The organism is Shinella sp. G-2, from assembly GCF_050172695.1.
GTDB lineage: Bacteria > Pseudomonadota > Alphaproteobacteria > Rhizobiales > Rhizobiaceae > Shinella.
The window spans coordinates 19,093-35,669 of sequence record NZ_JBBEYH010000020.1 but is presented as its reverse complement, the minus strand read 5'-3'; the positions used below and the strand labels follow the sequence as shown (position 1 = coordinate 35,669).

The 16,577-nt window shown below is 54.6% G+C and carries 12 protein-coding genes, 1 pseudogene and 1 other annotated feature; of the genes and pseudogenes, 11 read left to right on the top strand and 2 right to left on the bottom strand.

All coding sequences use genetic code 11. The annotated features are described in order from the left end of the window. Positions 1-607 precede the first annotated feature (607 nt). From V8U06_RS22245 to V8U06_RS22205, 9 genes are all read left to right on the top strand, one after another. Positions 608-1,309, top strand: coding sequence for a maleate cis-trans isomerase family protein (locus tag V8U06_RS22245; RefSeq protein WP_145926120.1), 702 nt, complete (start codon positions 608-610; stop codon positions 1,307-1,309). Between the two features lie 12 nt (positions 1,310-1,321). Then, positions 1,322-2,104 (top strand): alpha/beta fold hydrolase, encoded by a 783-nt coding sequence (locus V8U06_RS22240; protein WP_035209863.1) that lies wholly within the window; start codon positions 1,322-1,324, stop codon positions 2,102-2,104. 25 nt (positions 2,105-2,129) lie between these two features. Beyond that, positions 2,130-3,158, top strand: coding sequence for a leucyl aminopeptidase (locus V8U06_RS22235; protein WP_024899993.1), 1,029 nt, complete (start codon positions 2,130-2,132; stop codon positions 3,156-3,158). Between the two features lie 61 nt (positions 3,159-3,219). After that, on the top strand, positions 3,220-3,852 hold the full coding sequence (locus V8U06_RS22230) for an isochorismatase family protein (RefSeq protein WP_427142553.1): 633 nt from the start codon (positions 3,220-3,222) through the stop codon (positions 3,850-3,852). A 134-nt stretch (positions 3,853-3,986) separates the two neighbouring features. After that, positions 3,987-5,102 (top strand): ABC transporter ATP-binding protein, encoded by a 1,116-nt coding sequence (locus V8U06_RS22225; RefSeq protein ID WP_243016884.1) that lies wholly within the window; start codon positions 3,987-3,989, stop codon positions 5,100-5,102. A gap of 2 nt (positions 5,103-5,104) precedes the next feature. After that, positions 5,105-6,010: an ABC transporter permease gene (locus tag V8U06_RS22220; RefSeq protein ID WP_024899990.1), complete on the top strand. Its 906-nt coding sequence runs from the start codon at positions 5,105-5,107 to the stop codon at positions 6,008-6,010. Next, positions 6,003-6,803: an ABC transporter permease gene (locus V8U06_RS22215; protein WP_024899989.1), complete on the top strand. Its 801-nt coding sequence runs from the start codon at positions 6,003-6,005 to the stop codon at positions 6,801-6,803. The genes V8U06_RS22220 and V8U06_RS22215 overlap by 8 nt, the downstream gene beginning before the upstream one ends. Before the next feature lie 31 nt (positions 6,804-6,834). Beyond that, on the top strand, positions 6,835-7,869 hold the full coding sequence (locus V8U06_RS22210) for an extracellular solute-binding protein (RefSeq protein ID WP_064334254.1): 1,035 nt from the start codon (positions 6,835-6,837) through the stop codon (positions 7,867-7,869). A 160-nt stretch (positions 7,870-8,029) separates the two neighbouring features. Further along, complete coding sequence (locus V8U06_RS22205) at positions 8,030-8,725, top strand: TetR/AcrR family transcriptional regulator (RefSeq protein WP_427142552.1); 696 nt, start codon at positions 8,030-8,032, stop codon at positions 8,723-8,725. Between the two features lie 393 nt (positions 8,726-9,118). On the opposite strand, the gene V8U06_RS22200 is transcribed toward V8U06_RS22205, so the two are convergent. Continuing rightward, a complete protein-coding gene (locus V8U06_RS22200; RefSeq protein ID WP_427142551.1) occupies positions 9,119-10,195 on the bottom strand; it encodes an IS630 family transposase in 1,077 nt (358 codons plus the stop codon). Positions 10,196-10,487: 292 nt separating this feature from the next. Further along, positions 10,488-11,686 (bottom strand): annotated as a pseudogene (locus tag V8U06_RS22195) (IS3 family transposase). Further along, positions 11,300-11,402, bottom strand: a sequence feature (AL1L pseudoknot). (Overlaps the previous pseudogene by 103 nt.) A gap of 523 nt (positions 11,687-12,209) precedes the next feature. On the opposite strand from V8U06_RS22195, the gene V8U06_RS22190 reads away from it, so the two are divergent. Continuing rightward, positions 12,210-13,244 (top strand): extracellular solute-binding protein, encoded by a 1,035-nt coding sequence (locus V8U06_RS22190; protein ID WP_024899825.1) that lies wholly within the window; start codon positions 12,210-12,212, stop codon positions 13,242-13,244. 894 nt (positions 13,245-14,138) lie between these two features. Next, the gene (locus V8U06_RS22185; protein ID WP_427142550.1) at positions 14,139-16,349 is read left to right on the top strand and encodes a methyl-accepting chemotaxis protein; all 2,211 of its coding nucleotides are present in this window, start codon (positions 14,139-14,141) and stop codon (positions 16,347-16,349) included. Positions 16,350-16,577 lie beyond the last annotated feature (228 nt).

The window sequence follows — 16,577 nt, the reverse complement described above, 5'->3', positions numbered from 1 at the left end:
GTGGAAAATTGCGGCTTCATATTTCTGACCTCCTCTTGGCTCTCACGCACAACGCGCGTATTTCACGCTCTTCGCCGACATGAAAGACAGCGCCCCCTCCAAATCTCGGCTCCGAACTGTGCGCCTAACACTTCCTCCAGTGCAAAAAAGGATCACCGTCCATGCAAATGGGCGTTCGGATTGGAGAATAGCCTCTCGGATGCCGCTTAAGCAGCCACTCTCGCGCCGCCACTCCCCAACAAGGTGGGTTCGAACGTAATTATTCAAGGGTATATTAAGTTGAAATGCGTGGCAAGTGTCATCAAGGTACCGCGGCTTTCTGTGGCCCGAGTGGCGACTCCATGCCGCGGCTCTATCACCCGCGGCGAAATCACATATCCAGACAAAAATTAGGTGAAAACAATACGTTACGTGAGAAGAGCGGTAAACTAGAGCTTAAGGCGCAGGCAGTGGGTTTGGTAAGCGTCGAGTCCCTCATGGGCCCAAACCACTTTTGACTTGTAATTCTTTCTTTGAATAATTAATGTGGTGAAACCTACTCGAAACAAGGGGCCTGCAAATGAAGCGCTTTCGTATTGGTCAGATCGTTCCAAGCTCCAACATTACGATGGAAACCGAGATACCCGCGTTGTTGCGAGCCAGAGAGCTCGTATCGCCAGAGCGTTTCACGTTCCACTCGTCTCGCATGCGGATGAAGCATGTAACCGCCGAGGAATTGAAGGCCATGGACAGGGACAGCGACCGGTGTGCGCTCGAACTGTCGGATGCGCGCGTCGACGTGATGGGTTATGCCTGTCTGGTAGCAATCATGGCAATGGGGCATGGCTATCATCGCCAGTCGCAGGAGCGCCTGCACAAGGCAACGGTCGACAACGGCAATCCGGCGCCGGTGGTGACGTCGGCCGGAGCGCTGGTCGAGGGCATCAAGGCGATTGGCGCGAAGAAGATCGCGCTCGTCGCGCCTTACATGAAGCCGCTCACTGAGCTCGTTGTGGACTACATCCGCAACGAAGGCATCGAGGTCAGCGTATGGCGCGCGCTCGAAATTTCCGACAACCTCGCGGTGGCCGCACACGATCCGATGAAGCTGCCCGGCATTGTCCGTTCGATGGACACGAGCGATGTCGATGCCATCGTGCTGTCCGCCTGCGTTCAGATGCCCTCGCTTGCGGCTGTTTCCGAAGCGGAAGCGGTGACTCGTAAACCGGTCTTGACGGCGGCGATCGCCACCACGTGGTCGCTGTTGAAGGCGCTCGACCTCGAGACGCGCATTCCGGGTGGCGGCACGCTGCTTTCCGGTGCCTATTAAGGGGAGGGCGCATTGGCTCGGGGATACAACGTTAATGCAAACGGCATTCGCCAGCACTTGCTCCACTATGAGGGGCCGGGACCGCAGGTGCTGCTCATTCCTGGCATCACGTCGCCGGCCATCACTTGGGGCTTTGTGGCCGAACGGCTGGCCGCAAGGTTCGACGTGCATGTGCTTGACGTGCGTGGGCGTGGCTTGTCACAAGGCGGTGCGCTCGACTTCTCGCTCGATGCCATGGCAGAGGACGCCGTTCGGGTCGCTGAAGCGGCGAGCCTCGACCGACCGATCCTGCTCGGGCATTCGATGGGCGCGCGAACCGGGATACGTGCCGCTCGCATGTGTCCGTCGGGCTTCTCGGGGCTGGTTCTGGTCGATCCACCCGTCAGTGGGCCAGGCCGACGGGGTTATCCGGCATCATGGAGCTGGTACGAGGACTCGATCCTGCTCGCCCAGCGCGGCTGCTCGCCGGAGGAGATGAAACATTTCTGTCCGAGCTGGAGCGAAGAACAGCTCGCCCTTCGTGCCGAGTGGCTGCACACCTGCCAACTGGACGCGATCCGCACCGCCTTCGACGGGTTTCACTCCGATGACATCCACGCCGATCTGCCTGCGCTCCGCCTACCGATGCGCCTGGTGGTAGCAGGCGGTGCAGCGGTTATAGAGCCGGCCGATGTCGAGGAGATCAAGCGCCTCGTACCGGCAGTCGAGGTGCGAACGGTCGAGCGCGCGGGGCACATGATCCCGTGGGACGACCTGGAGGGCTTTCTCGCCGCAGTCATGGACTTTGCAGCATAGTTTTCAAAAAAAGGGATTCTGAGCAATGGACCACACGAGTTTCACCGAAATCTGCCTCCACCAGTTGAAGATGTCCGGCGTGCGCGACGGCGAGCGCCTTGTCGTGCTCACGCAGGGCAATGAACGACTGGACTATGCAAATGCGTTTCTTGCCGCTGGCCAACGTCTTGGCGCGAACATGTACCACATGCGCCTGCCGGCGCCCTTGCCGACGGGTGGCTGGAATGTTGGCGTCACCGGTCTTGCCGCGATGCCAGATGCCGTTGAGGCCCTCAAGAACTGCGACATGTTGATCGACTGCATCTTCCTGCTGTTCTCACCGGAGCAGATGGCGATCCAGGCCGCCGGTACGCGCGTGTTGACAGCGGTTGAGCCGCCTGAACTTCTGGCTCGCATGCTTCCTTACAAGGAACTGCGGGAGAAGGTGGAAATTGGTGGCGAGATCCTCTCGAGAGCCAAGGTTATGCGGATCACGTCGCAGCACGGGACCGACGTTACATACAAGCTGAACACCTATCCCACGATCACGGAGTACGCGTGCACGGACCAACCAGGCCGGTGGGACCACTGGCCGTCTGGCTTTGTCTTCACCGGCGGCGACGACGATGGCGTCGACGGCCAGATCGTAGTCGCGCCGGGCGATATCTTATTGCCGCAAAACACCTATGTGCGTGAGCCCATCATTTACACAATCGAGAAGGGCTGGATCACCGACATCCGTGGCGGCCTCGATGCCGAAATCGTCAAGTCTTACATGCAGTCTTTCGCGGATCCGAAAGGTTACGGCATGAGCCATGTCGGCTGGGGCATGAACCCCCAGGCAAAATGGCATAACTTCGTGCCGGGCGCCTTTCCAGGCGGCATGGGCATGGAGCCGCGTTCGTTCTACGGAAACGTTATGTTCTCGACCGGCCCTAATAACGAGCTTGGCGGTCCAAACGACACACACTGCCACCTCGACATCCCGATGCGCAACTGCTCGCTCTTCCTTGATGACGCACCGATCGTCATCGATGGGGATATCGTCGTGCCGGACATGAAAATGGAACGATAAAGATCAAGTCCGAGATGCACCTCAAAATGCGGTGCATCTCGGACACAGTAGGAGACGCGCGATGTCGCAGGAAGAAGTATACGAAGCGGCTGGTTTCGGCCGACCAGTGGAGCGGGGTTCGCGTCCCGCGATTGTGATTGTCGATTTCACGTACGGGTTCACCGATAAACAGTACCCAACTGCGGCTGATATGAGCACCGAGATCGCGATGACGCGCCGTATAGCGGATGTTGCGCGCGACGCTGGATATCTCGTGATTTTTACTACAATCTCATATCATCCAAGTGAGGTGGGTAACGTTGCCTGGCTCAGGAAGGCGTCGGGTATGTCGGCGTTGCTTGAGGGCAGCCGTCTGGTCGAGATCGATGAAACTACCGGGGTTCGACCGGAAGATCTGATCTTAACTAAGAAAGGTGCCTCGGCATTTCACGGCACTTCACTTGCCTCGCTACTGACGGCTGCATGTGTCGATACCGTCGTAGTAACGGGGGCAACGACGTCAGGATGCGTGCGGGCAACGGTCGTTGACGCTGTACAATCCGGCTTCAACGTTCTGGTGCCGCGCGACTGTTGCGCCGATCGGGCGCAGTCACCGCATGATGCAAGTCTGTACGATATTCAGCAAAAATACGCCGATGTGACCGATGCTGTCGACGTCATGAATTGGCTGGGCTCTCTACGAGCGCATCGCTAGATCGCCGCACCCGCTATGCAATGAATGTGCGCCGTACAAAACACCTATTAGGGCTGAAATGATCTGAAATGGCGCGATAGGGTGTATGCTTAAACGCTAAAATGAGAGGTGTTACACGCACTGTGGACGCCTTGATGACAAAAAACGTTCCGGGAACGCAGCAAATTGGGTGGAATATGATCGAAATCAAAGATGTGAGCAAGGTCTACGGGGTGGGGGCAGGCGCCTACACAGCGTTGGATAGTGTATCCCTGACGATCCGAAAAAACGAATTTTTCACACTTCTTGGACCGTCTGGCTGTGGGAAAACGACGCTACTTCGTATGATCGCCGGCTTTGACTTCGCTACGAGCGGTACATTGACGCTCGACGGGGAGAATCTGATCAACAAACCCCCGTATCTACGACCTGTAAACACTGTATTCCAATCCTATGCCCTCTTCCCGCACATGACCTGCGCGCAGAACATTGCTTTCGGACTGCGAATGCTGCGTAAGCCAAAGGATGAGATTGCTAGAACTGTCGCGGAAATGTTGGAACTTGTGCAGATGACCCGCATGGCCGACAGGTTGACTAACCAGTTATCTGGCGGGCAGCAGCAGCGCATCGCTCTGGCCCGTGCCCTGGCTCCCCACCCGAAGGTTCTGCTTTTGGACGAGCCCTTATCCGCGCTGGACTTCAAGCTACGCAAGGAAATGCAGATCGAACTCAAGCGCCTGCAAACGCAAACCGGCATTACGTTCGTTTTCGTCACCCATGACCAGGAAGAGGCGCTGACGATGTCGGACCGTATTGCGGTTATGAGTGCCGGTAAGGTCCGGCAGATCGGCCTGCCACGAGAAATATATGATCAACCGGCAGATCGCTTCGTTGCCGATTTCATAGGCGAAACCAACTTCCTTCCAGTCAATTTATCTTCTGTTGACGGTAGGGACGCCTGTATCGAATTCGAACCAGGTATACGATTGCGAGCGCGAGCACCGAAGGATGGGTCGCGCGCTGGCCCGGTAACGCTGGCGGTGCGGCCAGAACATGCTGAGATCGTCCCGGCTGGGGCTGGTCATCTCGACGGCGAGTTGATGAACATTGTCTATTTTGGCACTGGTACCGCATATCACGTCCGCGTGCGCGAAGGCGGAGTTTTTGTCACGCGAACGCAAAATGCAGACTCGTCGACCGAAGCTATTTCTGTTGGCGATCGCGTCGGCATCCGCTTGCGTGACGGCGCGGCCCAGATTCTGGGAGACTAACCATGCATCCCTCCGTGAAACGACCGACCATATCAAAGGCGCAAGCGCTTCTGATTACACCTGCATTGTTGATTCTTCTCCTAGCCGCAATCATCCCCGTCGTATTGATAACTATCTATTCCTTCCTCACTCCCGGGGAATACGGAGGGATCGACTGGACGTTCTCAACCGAGAGCTGGGTGAATGTCGTCCTAAAGCGAGATTTCTTCACTAACGAAGTCAATTGGGCGACGGAACACCTGGTGGTATTTTGGCGGTCAATAAAACTTTCGATTATGACTGCGCTCCTAACTTTTCTGTTTGGTTTTCCTGCCGCCTACTTCATCGCGACTCGCCCACCGCATCGCCGCGATTTCTGGTTGACGTTGATAATGTTGCCGTTCTGGACAAACATGCTCATTCGGACCTTCGCAATGATGCAACTGATCCGGAACGAGGGCGTATTCAATAACGTGCTCGTCGGCTTGGGAATAATCAGTTCGCCAGTCCAAATACTCTATACCGAGACCGCGATCATGCTCGGTATGACATATGTTTACCTGCCGCTTATGGTGCTTCCTATCTACTCATCAATGGAGCGATTCGACTTTCGTTTAGTGGAGGCAGGATACGATTTGTATGCCCGGCCATTTCAGATTATGCGCGAAATAATCTTGCCTGTTGTTAAGCCTGGTGTCGTCGCCGGCGTGGTTCTGGTTCTCATCCCTTGTCTCGGCGACTATGTCATAACGACAGTTCTTGGCGGAGGAAAACAACTGTTGTTGGGCAACCTCATTGGGATGCAGTTCAGTGCACTCCGCAACTGGCCGCTCGGCTCGGCACTTTCGCTGACCCTCTTAATAATCGTCGGAATTGCGATGATCGTCTTCGTGCGTGCCACGGAAAAGGAGGAGGGCGTCAATGGCTAAAACGTTCAACGTTCGTCATATGCCGGGCATTAACCTAGTCGCGATGCTATGCTTCCTGATACTATATATGCCCATCGTGCTATTGATCATGTACTCTTTTAATGCGGGCGAGGCTCTTTCCATCTGGGAGGGATTCTCGTTCCGCTGGTACGCATCGGCATGGCAGAACGCGGCAGTAAAGGAGGCGGCTGCTCGTTCTCTGACACTCGCAGCTGTCGCCGCAACCGTCGCTACGGCAAGTGGGGTTCTTTTCGCCCTAGCGACTACGCGAACGCGTCCGTGGAAAGGACAAGGATTGGCACTTGCTGTGGTCAATCAGCCGCTAATGGTCCCGGAAATAGTGACCGCGGTCGGGCTGCTGAGCTTCTTTTCGGTGCTAAAAGTGACCACTGGTTACACGGGCATGCTCTATCTTGTCGTCGCACATTCAGCATTCTGCATTCCGTTCGCCTACATGCCGGTTAGAGCGCGGCTTAAGGGGATGGACTTGAGTTTGGAGCAGGCCGGTGCAGATCTCTACGCCCGGCCAGTGGAAGTCTTTCGACACATCACACTGCCACAGCTTTGGCCGGGCCTCCTTTCTGGCTGGATGCTCGCCTTCGTCATTTCGCTCGACAACGTAGTCATTACAGAGTTCGTGAAATCCGCCGGGCAAGAAACTCTACCCACATATATGCTCGGCCAGCTCCGGCGAAGAGTAACACCTGAAATCAACGCAATCTCCACGGCGCTAATACTTGTATCTATATTATTCGTCGTGGCGACTTATTTACTTGGGCGACAGCGCAAGTAATAAAATGAACATAAACAGAAAGGGAACAGACATGAATAGAATGGCAGTCTCAATCGCCGCAGGTGTGGTGCTACTCACATCAATTCCGGCTTCCGCAGAAGGTATCTTGAACATCTACAGCTGGGGAGATCTTTGGAGCCCTGAGATGATCAAGAAATTCGAGGAACAATACGACGTCAAGGTGACATTTTCGGAGTACGATAGTAGCGATACGGCGCTGGCAAAGCTGAAGGCCGGTGGAAACGACTTCGACATGATCGTCGCAGCATCCACATATATCCCAATCTTCATCCAAGAGGGCTTGTTGTTGAAGTCCGAACCTAACAAGCTCGAGAATTTCAAGAACGTTAATAAGCGCTGGATTGATGTCAGTTTCGATCGCGGCCGCGAGTATAGTATCCCTTGGGAGTGGGCAACGGTCGGCCTTAGCGTAAATACCTCAATTTATAAGGGCGACATCAACACGGCGGCGCTGCTATTTGATCCTCCCGCCGAACTACAGGGCAAGATCAACATTATTCCCGAGATGATGGACGTTATGGGCCTGGCGATCCACTACCTTGGAGGCGACAAGATTTGCACCGACGACAAAGCCCTTCTGCAAAAGGTCCGTGATAAACTGCTGGAAGCAAAAAAGCATTGGATTTCCATGGATTACAATACTATCGATCCGATGGTAAAGGGTGACTTTGCGGTGACGAGTGACTGGGGTGGGCCGGCCTTTATCAAAAGGCAGCGCAATCCCGACATTGCATATGGCTATCCCCAAACCGGCTATGGATTGGCCATGGATAACCTTGCTATTCTCGCTGATGCGAAAAATATCGACAACGCCAAGCTATTTATGAATTTCATGATGGATCCACAAAACGCGGCGATGTTGTCAAACTATATCAAGTACCCCAATGGCATCGACGGCTCAGAGCAGTACATGGATAAGGAAATGACCACGTCACCTGAATTCGTGGTGCCGGAGAATTTGGCTGGTCTTTCATACTGGAATGAGACCTGTTCTCCCGAAATTCAACAAATCTATGGCAGGATTTGGACAGAGTTGAAAATGTAGCCCGCGGAAACTTGAGTCGGCAGGCCGCTTCGTGCGGTCTGCCGATAAATCAGTTGCTCGTTGGGTAACAGCTGATCTGCCAACTACCCATTGTCTTAGGCGAGTTCCCCCGTTAATTAATTATCCGCATCCTTAATTCACTAATATTTTGGTGCATCGAATGGGCGGAGAAGTGATGCTACAACAAGCGAAAGCCTCCAAGGGAAGGCGCAAACCTGGGCGGCCGAAGCCTGGGATTGATTATAGAGATCTAATTTTAGATGCTGCCGAACTGATCTTCGCAGACGATGGGTTCGCTGGCTCGAAAATGCGCGATATTGCCAACAGAGCTGGTGTCAACCAAGCTCTTATCCGGTACTACTTTGGCAGCAAAGAGGACCTGTTCGACGAGGTTTATCGTCGGCGCGGGGCATTGCTATCGGGGAGGCGACATGTACTGCTTGACGAGGTGCTCGCCCGTCCGACGAGCTTGCGCGTCGAGGACATCGTGCTCGCTTATCTCGCTCCTCAATGGGAGATGAAACACAGCGGCCCTGCGGGTGCCGCGTTCGTCAGATTGCAGGCGCGTCTTCACGCTGAACCGGCTGAGCATTCCTTTCGCCTCCGCCGCGAAGTCTACGACTCATCCGTTAAGCGATTTGTCAACGAGATAGCTCTCCTCACCCCTGATATACCGAAGGACATTATCAGCCTACGCATGGCGTTCTTGGTTGGCACTTATCTGTTCATGTTGAATGATCTTGGTCGGTTGAACGATCTAACTGACGGTCAACTAGGTGTAGTCGGCAAAGACGAGATGCTTAAGCACCTAACGGCGTTCTTGACCGCCGGCCTCAGAGCGCCTGTGCCGGATTAAACTGGCGTTGGAAGTGATCTTGGCCCCAAGCTTTGTCCAGTTTTGGGTTCTCAATGCGCTCCTAAGTCCACTCTTAAGAGCGCAGACTCACGGGAGACGCGGAACCTCGCAAGGCGGTTCACGCCGGAGGGATACCATCTTGCAGAATTCTTATTATCTCCGGGCAAGGCCGAGATCACCTCGAAAGCTTAATGCCGATCATCGGTGCCGGAACATACTCGCTATGCTTTGAACAGCTTGATCAGTCAATGGGTAACCTGATCAAGCAGATTGATAAAAATTAGACGAAGCTGGCGAAGGTTGGTCGTTCAGCTCCGGTCCCAAGTCGGCTGTTCTAGGTTCCAGGTGTCGGCCCAATCACATCTTCGGTCGTCGCCGTGACTATTCCGGACGCTAGTGGATTGATTCCAACACTTGGTGCCCCCGTTTGACGGCGGCAATGATTTCCTCGGGATCTGCCTTCCATTCGAAAGGGCGCGGTTCTTGGTTGTGCTCTTTGATGAACCGGTTGATGGCCGCCTGCAGGTCGACGACGGAGTGGAAGACGCCGTGCGTCAACCGTCGGCGTGTCAGTTTTGCGAAGAAGCCCTCGACGGCGTTCAGCCATGAACATGATGTTGGAACGAAGTGGAAGGTCCATCGCGGATGCCTTGCCAGCCAGGCGCGGACCTTCGGCTGTTTGTGGGTCGCGTAGTTGTCGAGAATGACGTGGACGGCCTTATCCTTCGGCAGTTCCGCCTCAATCGCGTTGAGGAAACGGATGAACTCCTGATGCCGGTGACGCTGCATGTTGCGGCCGATCACCGAGCCGTCGAGAACATTGAGGGCAGCAAACAAGGTGGTGGTGCCATGGCTCTTGTAATCATGGGTCATCGTGCCGCCCCGACCCTTCTTCAATGGAAGGCCCGGCTGCGTCCGGTCGAGCGCCTGGATCTGACTTTTTTCATCAACGGAAAGGACAATGGCATGGGCCGGCGGCGAGACGTAGAGCCCGACGACATCGTGCAGTTTCTCGGCAAAAGCCTTGTCATTTGACAGTTTGAAGCGGCGCCAGCGGTGCGGCGCAAGACCATGCTCGTGCCAGATCTTGACGACGGAAGAGGCCGCGATCCCAACGGCCTTTGCCATCGCGCGATTCCAGTGCGTGGCCTCCTGCCTGGGCGGTTCCAACGTCAGCGCGACCACCTGCTCGACCAGTGCCGGATCGAGTGGAGCGATGCCGGGCGGGCGGCTCTTGTCGCGCAAAAGGCCATCCACACCTTCGGCCATGAACCGCTCCTGCCATCGCCAGACGCAGGTCTTCGATTTGCCGGTCGCCGCCATAATGGCCACCGTTCCCAAGCCGTCGTCGCTCATCAGGATGATCTTCGCTCGCCACGCATGCTTCTGCGGCGAACCGCGGTTGGCAACGATGGCTTCGAGCCGGGCCCTGTCGGCGGCGGTGACGTCAAATGCAATACCGGAGCGCATGCTGGACCGTCGCACATTCGACAACCGATGGGAATCCAAAATCGGACTCTTTTGTCGCGATCAATCCACTAGGATGTTTCGCTCGGACCCAGAATTCGCTGCATGACCTAGCCTGACCCTGCGTTAAAACTCCAGCGGTGGTACCACTCGATTGAGAGGGATTAAGAGACAGGGAGACGCAAAGCGGGTGGACACCTAGGGGCGGGCAGTTCGATGAGAGTGCGATTGTAGACGATGCCTTCTCTCTGGCCTTTGAACCGCGCCGGCTTTGCCGGAGACCGTTTGGTTTAAGTTATGCGGCCATAGCCGGTGCGTCCAGCATGGCATAGTATCGTTCTTCCGCCTCGGCCGGCGGAATGTTTCCGATTGGCTCGAGAAGGCGGCGGTTATTGAATCAATCGACCCATTCGAGCGTGGCGAACTCCACGGCTTCGAAGTTGCGCCACGGTCCCCGTCAATGGATGACCTCGGCCTTGTAAAGGCCGTTGATCGTTTCGGCGAGAGCGTTGTCATAACTGTCGCCAACACTTCCGACGGAAGGCTCGATGCCCGCTAACCGCTCGGAATAGCGAATGGACACGTATTGCGAGCCGCGATCGGAATGGTGAACCAGTCCGCCGCGATGGACGGGCCGCCGATCATGAAGTGCCTGGTCGAGGGCATCGAGGACAAAGGCCGCATGGACCGTTCGGCTTGCCCGCCACCCGACGATGCGGCGGGCGAAGGCATCAATGACGAAGGCCACGTAAACGAAGCCCTGCCAGGTCGCGACATAAGTGAAATCGGATAACCACAGCATGTTCGGCGCTGGAGCGAAGAACTGTCGGTTCACCCGGTCGAGTGGGCATGGAGCGGACTTGTCCGACACGGTGGTTTTGACTGGCTTGCCGCGAATGATGCCTTGAAGTCCCATCATTCTCATGAGCCGTGCGACGGTGCAGCGAGCGACATCGAAGCCTTCTCGCTGCAACTGTCGCCAGACTTTCCGCACGCCATAGACCTGGAAGACCTCGTTGAACACCCGGCGTATCTCGATCTTCATGGCCATGTCGCTCCGGGCGCCCCGGAAGACCGGCGGCAACGCTAAACTGGGGAAGATTCAAACGGCACTTCTGGGGAGTATTGATCCGGTATCGACACGGTGTTCGTCGATGAAGGAAATCATCGCTTCAGTGGGCGGTCGAGCTCCGCCTGGGCAAAATACGCCGAGGCTTTGCGTAAAATCTCATTCGCCTGACGAAGCTCGCGGTTCTCCCGCTCCAGAGCCTTCATCTTCTCGGCAACGTCACTCGGCAAACCTGCACGCTTGCCGCTGTCTACCTCGGCCTTCTTCACCCATTCATTGAGCGTATGTGCCGAGCAGCCGATCTTGGCGGCAATGGAAGACACAGTCGCCCATCGCGAAGGATGCTCCGCTTCATGCTCGACCACCATTCGAACAGCGCGGGCGCGGACTTCAGGAGAAAATTTGTTCGTCGTCTTGCTTGTCATAGACCCTACTTCTCACGAGTTGGGGTCTCCAGCAAAGCCGGGGCGCTTCACTTCGCCGATAGCGGCGTCTTCATCCGGTCGGAAAGCACTTCCACCAACGGCCTCTCTAAAGCCGCGATGTGGCAGTGCAACACAGTCGAAAGGTTCTTTTGCAAGACGAAGCACCCACCTTATCATCCACCTTGAGGAATGACGTGGCAGTAGATCGTTAAACTGAGGTTCGGCGCAAACACGGCTCTGGTTGCGGGCCATCCGGCAGAGGTCTGCGCTTCGGTCTACCAAGTGCGTCATCCCACTGCGGGTAGCAGGCATCGGCTTCCGCGCAAGAGGCTCGTTATCCTCCGACGCGAGTTCAAACTGCTTGATCTTCAGATTAAGATGCCGCGCCGGCTGGCATCAGACTTTCGGCAGACGCGTCCAATGCGAGACCCGGGCCGACCAAAAAATTCCTATTTGGATTAATTAATTTTTCTTAGCCCTGTGATCGGTGTAAGGTGACATCCGCCAATAGGGAGGAAATATCATGATAACCAAAACCGCCTTGATCGCTGCCTTGACGACAGTCCTCGCAAGTGAAGTTGCCTACGCGGATGGAGAACTCAACATTTATACGTATGGTGGCTACACAAGCGCAGAAATGATCAAAAAATTCGAGAGTGAATACAACGTAAAGGTTACAATCTCGGAGTACGATACAAACGATACCGCCTTGGCAAAATTAAAGGCTGGTGGACATGGGTTCGATCTTTTTGTTGGAGCATCTACATACACCCCGATTTTCATTAGGGAGGGGTTACTTTTTAGGTCAAATCCAAATGAAATGGCAAACTTTCGAAACGTGAATAAGCAATGGGTGGATGTGCCTTTTGATCCGGGTCGGGCATATACAGCACCATGGCTCATAAATGTCGTCGGAGTCAGTGTGAACACGTCAGTATATCAAGGCGATATAAATACAGCGGCGATTATATTTGATCCGCCAAACGAACTTAAGGGGAAAATCAACGTACAGCCCGAAATGCTGGATATAATGGGGCTCGCGATCCATTATCTGGGCGGGAAAGAGCTTTGCACCGATGACAAAGTCCTTCTGATGAAGGTGAGGGATAAGCTTCTCGAGGCGAAGAAGCATTGGATCTCTATGGACTATATGACACGTGAACCCATGATCAAAGGCGATTACGCTGCATCGGCTGATTGGAATGGAGTTGCTCTACAGGAGCGCTTGCAGAACAAAGATATCGCGTTTGGTTACCCGCAAACAGGCTTCCCGTATTGGATGGATAACATTGGCGTTGTAGCCGGCGCCCCAAACTTGGAAAACGCGAAGCTTTTCATCAATTTCATTATGGATCCGCAGAACATCGCTCTTGAGTCGGATTTCACCAACTTTGCAAATGGAATTGACGGCTCGGATCAATTCATGAAGAGCGGAATTGCTTCAGCGCCGGAGTTTCTAATTCCGGACAATTTGAAAGGCGCGGGATACTGGGCTACGACCTGCCCACCCGCGATCCAAAAGCTGTATGGCGCGATTTGGTCAGAGGTTAGAATGTAGACATCGAGTCTTCGCAGCACGCCGGTACAGCAACCCGGCGTGCAATTTGCTCGCCAAATGCATACAATCAACAGCGCCCGGTTTCTCTCTTCCTCTCTTCCTGCGGGTTCGACTATATTTCAATGTATCGCTTGGCTAATTGATTAGGTCTCTTAGACCTTAGGGTGGCCGTCACTGCCCAATGAATCTTAACTGAACTTTATCCCGGAGTCATTCGCTGGGGTTTGTCTTTGTCAGAGAGCGTATTTCGGCTCGTAATCTTCATTTCTTCCGAAGCGGAGCGGACAAGTCCTGCGTTGTTCGCCAATACATCATCTGGAAGTAGGGATGTCATCAACGATGCGGTTTCCTGCCATTAGCAACCGCCCCGCTGGGCGCTAGGCGCTCGTTGCGCATGATTTGAAACGCGGTCGTCAAAAGCCTGTGCGCAATAACGCCACGCGCATTAATCGTCCTTCGAAGACCGGCGGACGGCCATCAGTCGCTATCCACAGCGTCGGACCGGTTTTGCGTCTGTTAATCTCGGAACAGGTTCACCCGGTACCTTCATAAATACGTCGGGGCGCTGCGGCTTTTGCCAGGATTGAGCGAACTAATGAGTCTCGTCTTAACTCGACGATAATTATTCCATGTTATAAAAAGAGCGTGGACGCCGGAAGCGAATACGACAGGTCGTGCACCTGGAAACGGACGCGCCTTGTTCCATGCAACGGCCTTGTATTGATCCGTGACTATCGATGTCACAAGTAGATGCGCAATTTTATTCCTTCGGTGCACGCAACGGCTGTCCTCCGCACGATTGGCAAACAAGACGTGCTGGTCGACCGGTGTGCGGAGAATGCTAGACTTGGTTTGACTGAAACTCTCGCTCATTAGATTGGGGTGGTTACAAAAATGCGCACGAAACGGTCTCTTGCTTTGAAGCTAATCGCTGTTACTGCTGCCGCGATAGCCCTAGTCTTAGTATTATCAAATGCTATCCTTGTTTTGGTTACGAAGAGCCGGATAGAGCATCTGACCGTCCAGCAGGCTAAACTCGAAGCTGCAAAATTGGCAAATGACATTTCAGCGGAAATGACAGCGTTATCGGCTCCGACATCCACGATGGCAGCTTTGATCGGCCAAGGCAGAGAAAAAGACTATCTTGATCGTGCTGCGGTGATCGACATGCTACGTGCTACAGCGCAAGCCACTATCGTTTTCAGCAGCTGGTTCATGGAAGAGCCCAACGCTTTTGACGGAAAGGCGGCAGAGTTCAAGGGAAACACGACGCTTGGATCAGCAAGTAATGGCGCGTTTTCGCCTACGTGGACAAAGCCCGGCGGGACTCTATCGATGGCACCAGTCGCCCTCGATTATAGCGCTGAATACTACCACGTAGCTTCCAAGTCCCGGCAGGGCCACCTAACGGAGCCCTACGTTTGGGTCGACGCGCAAGGATCTTTCCTCTTATCCACGATCTCGTATCCAGTCGTCAGTGCAGATCGCCTTATTGGTGTGACTGGTATGGACGTAGACCTAACGGCGCTATCCGCCAAGCTTGGCGCACAAAGGCCATTCGGGTCAGGGCGAGTATATGTTATTTCCCAGGCAAAACGGTGGATCGTAGCGCCCAGTGCGGACCAAACAACAAAGAATTATGATGGATTAGGCCAAAAGGAACTGTCCGAGGCGATCACCGAGCAGAAAACTGGAATTGTAGAAGACGTTGAGGTCGATGGGGTCAATTACACCCGCGTCCTACTTCCTTTCGAAGTGCCGCATTTGAATGTCCGGTGGGTTGTCTGCGTCGACGTTCCGACTTCGGTAATTGCCTCTGCGGTGAACGAACAAATTACCTTAATGGTCTCGGCAGGCTTTTTTGTAGTATTTATAATAGCGCTCGTCTTATTTGTTACGACAAGAATAATGCTTGCCCGTCCAATTGGGCGTTTGGTCAAAGTTGTAGAAGCGTTGGCCGTTGGGAACTATAGTGAATCAACCAAAGATACACGTCGATCGGATGAGATGGGAGCGGTCGCAACCGCGTTGGAAAAGCTACGCCATGCCCTCATCCAAGGAGAGCGTGCGGAAACAGAGGCGACTAATGTGAGAGAGGCAAACGCGCGTGAGCGCGCTACCGCCGAGGCCGCTCGCGCGGACGCGCTTGAAGAACAGCGCCTCGTAGTGCGTGTGGTCGGGGAAGCGTTGAAGGACCTTGCGCAGGGTAACCTTACCTGCCGAATTCGGGAAGAGTTCCGAGGTGAATATGCCGAGCTCAGGGTCAACTTCAACTCGGCTTTGTCCAGCTTAGAAGAGACAATCCGCGTGGTTGGCAGGGGCGTAAGTCATATCAACGCAGGGATAGAGGAGATTAGCTCAAGTGCGACCGACTTGGCGCGACGGACTGAAATGCAAGCGGCAGGCTTAGAAGAATCCGCCGCCGCGATGGCAGAACTTACGGAACAGGTCCAAGCAAGCGCGACGAGAGCTTCCGCTGCTGCGTCAAGCGTCAGCGCTGCCACCAAGGATGCAGTTACGACTGGCGATATTGTCGAGTGCGCGGTCCAGTCGATGGAGAGCATTAGCCAATCGTCGCTGGAGATTACCCGTATCACAGGCGTCATTGATGAGATCGCATTCCAAACAAATCTCCTTGCCCTGAATGCTGGCGTAGAGGCGGCACGTGCGGGTGAGGCTGGGAAAGGCTTTGCCGTCGTCGCTCAGGAAGTACGTGAACTAGCCCAACGGTCAGCTGCAGCAGCGAAGGACATCAAAGTGCTGATTAATTCGTCTGCGATGCAGGTACAAGAGGGGGTCGGACTTGTCGGAGAAGCCGGCCGCGCTTTGAGCAGGATCACAGCGCAGATCACAGCAATAAATGAGAATGTAAGGCAAATCTCTGTGGTAGCGGACGAGCAATCCGTTGGCCTGAAAAGTATCAGTAGCTCGATAAACCAGATGGATCAGGTTACACAGCAAAATGCAGCCATGGTTGAGGAAACGACTGCGGCAAGTGTATCGCTTCGAGATGAAGCGCGCCTCTTGAGTGAAGCGGTAAATCGTTTCAATTTCTCTGAAAATCGCGGCAAGGAAGAACAAATCCCGCAGCGTCGTGTGGCTTGAGTTCTCGCCGGTTCGCATGGTTTCAGATACAAGTCCGGTCGCGCTCCGGTGCAAGTTTTTCACGGGGCGAGGGTCACCAGCTTGACATCTGGAATTGCCCCTTGAAACTGAAGTGCCTCAATTAGACCGGACAGTCGGCATAAGCAGTAAGCACAGGCTTGAGGACAAGCTTATGTCTACCGACTGTCGACGCATGGAGTGATCACTGTCAATCGGCGCGGAATGTTG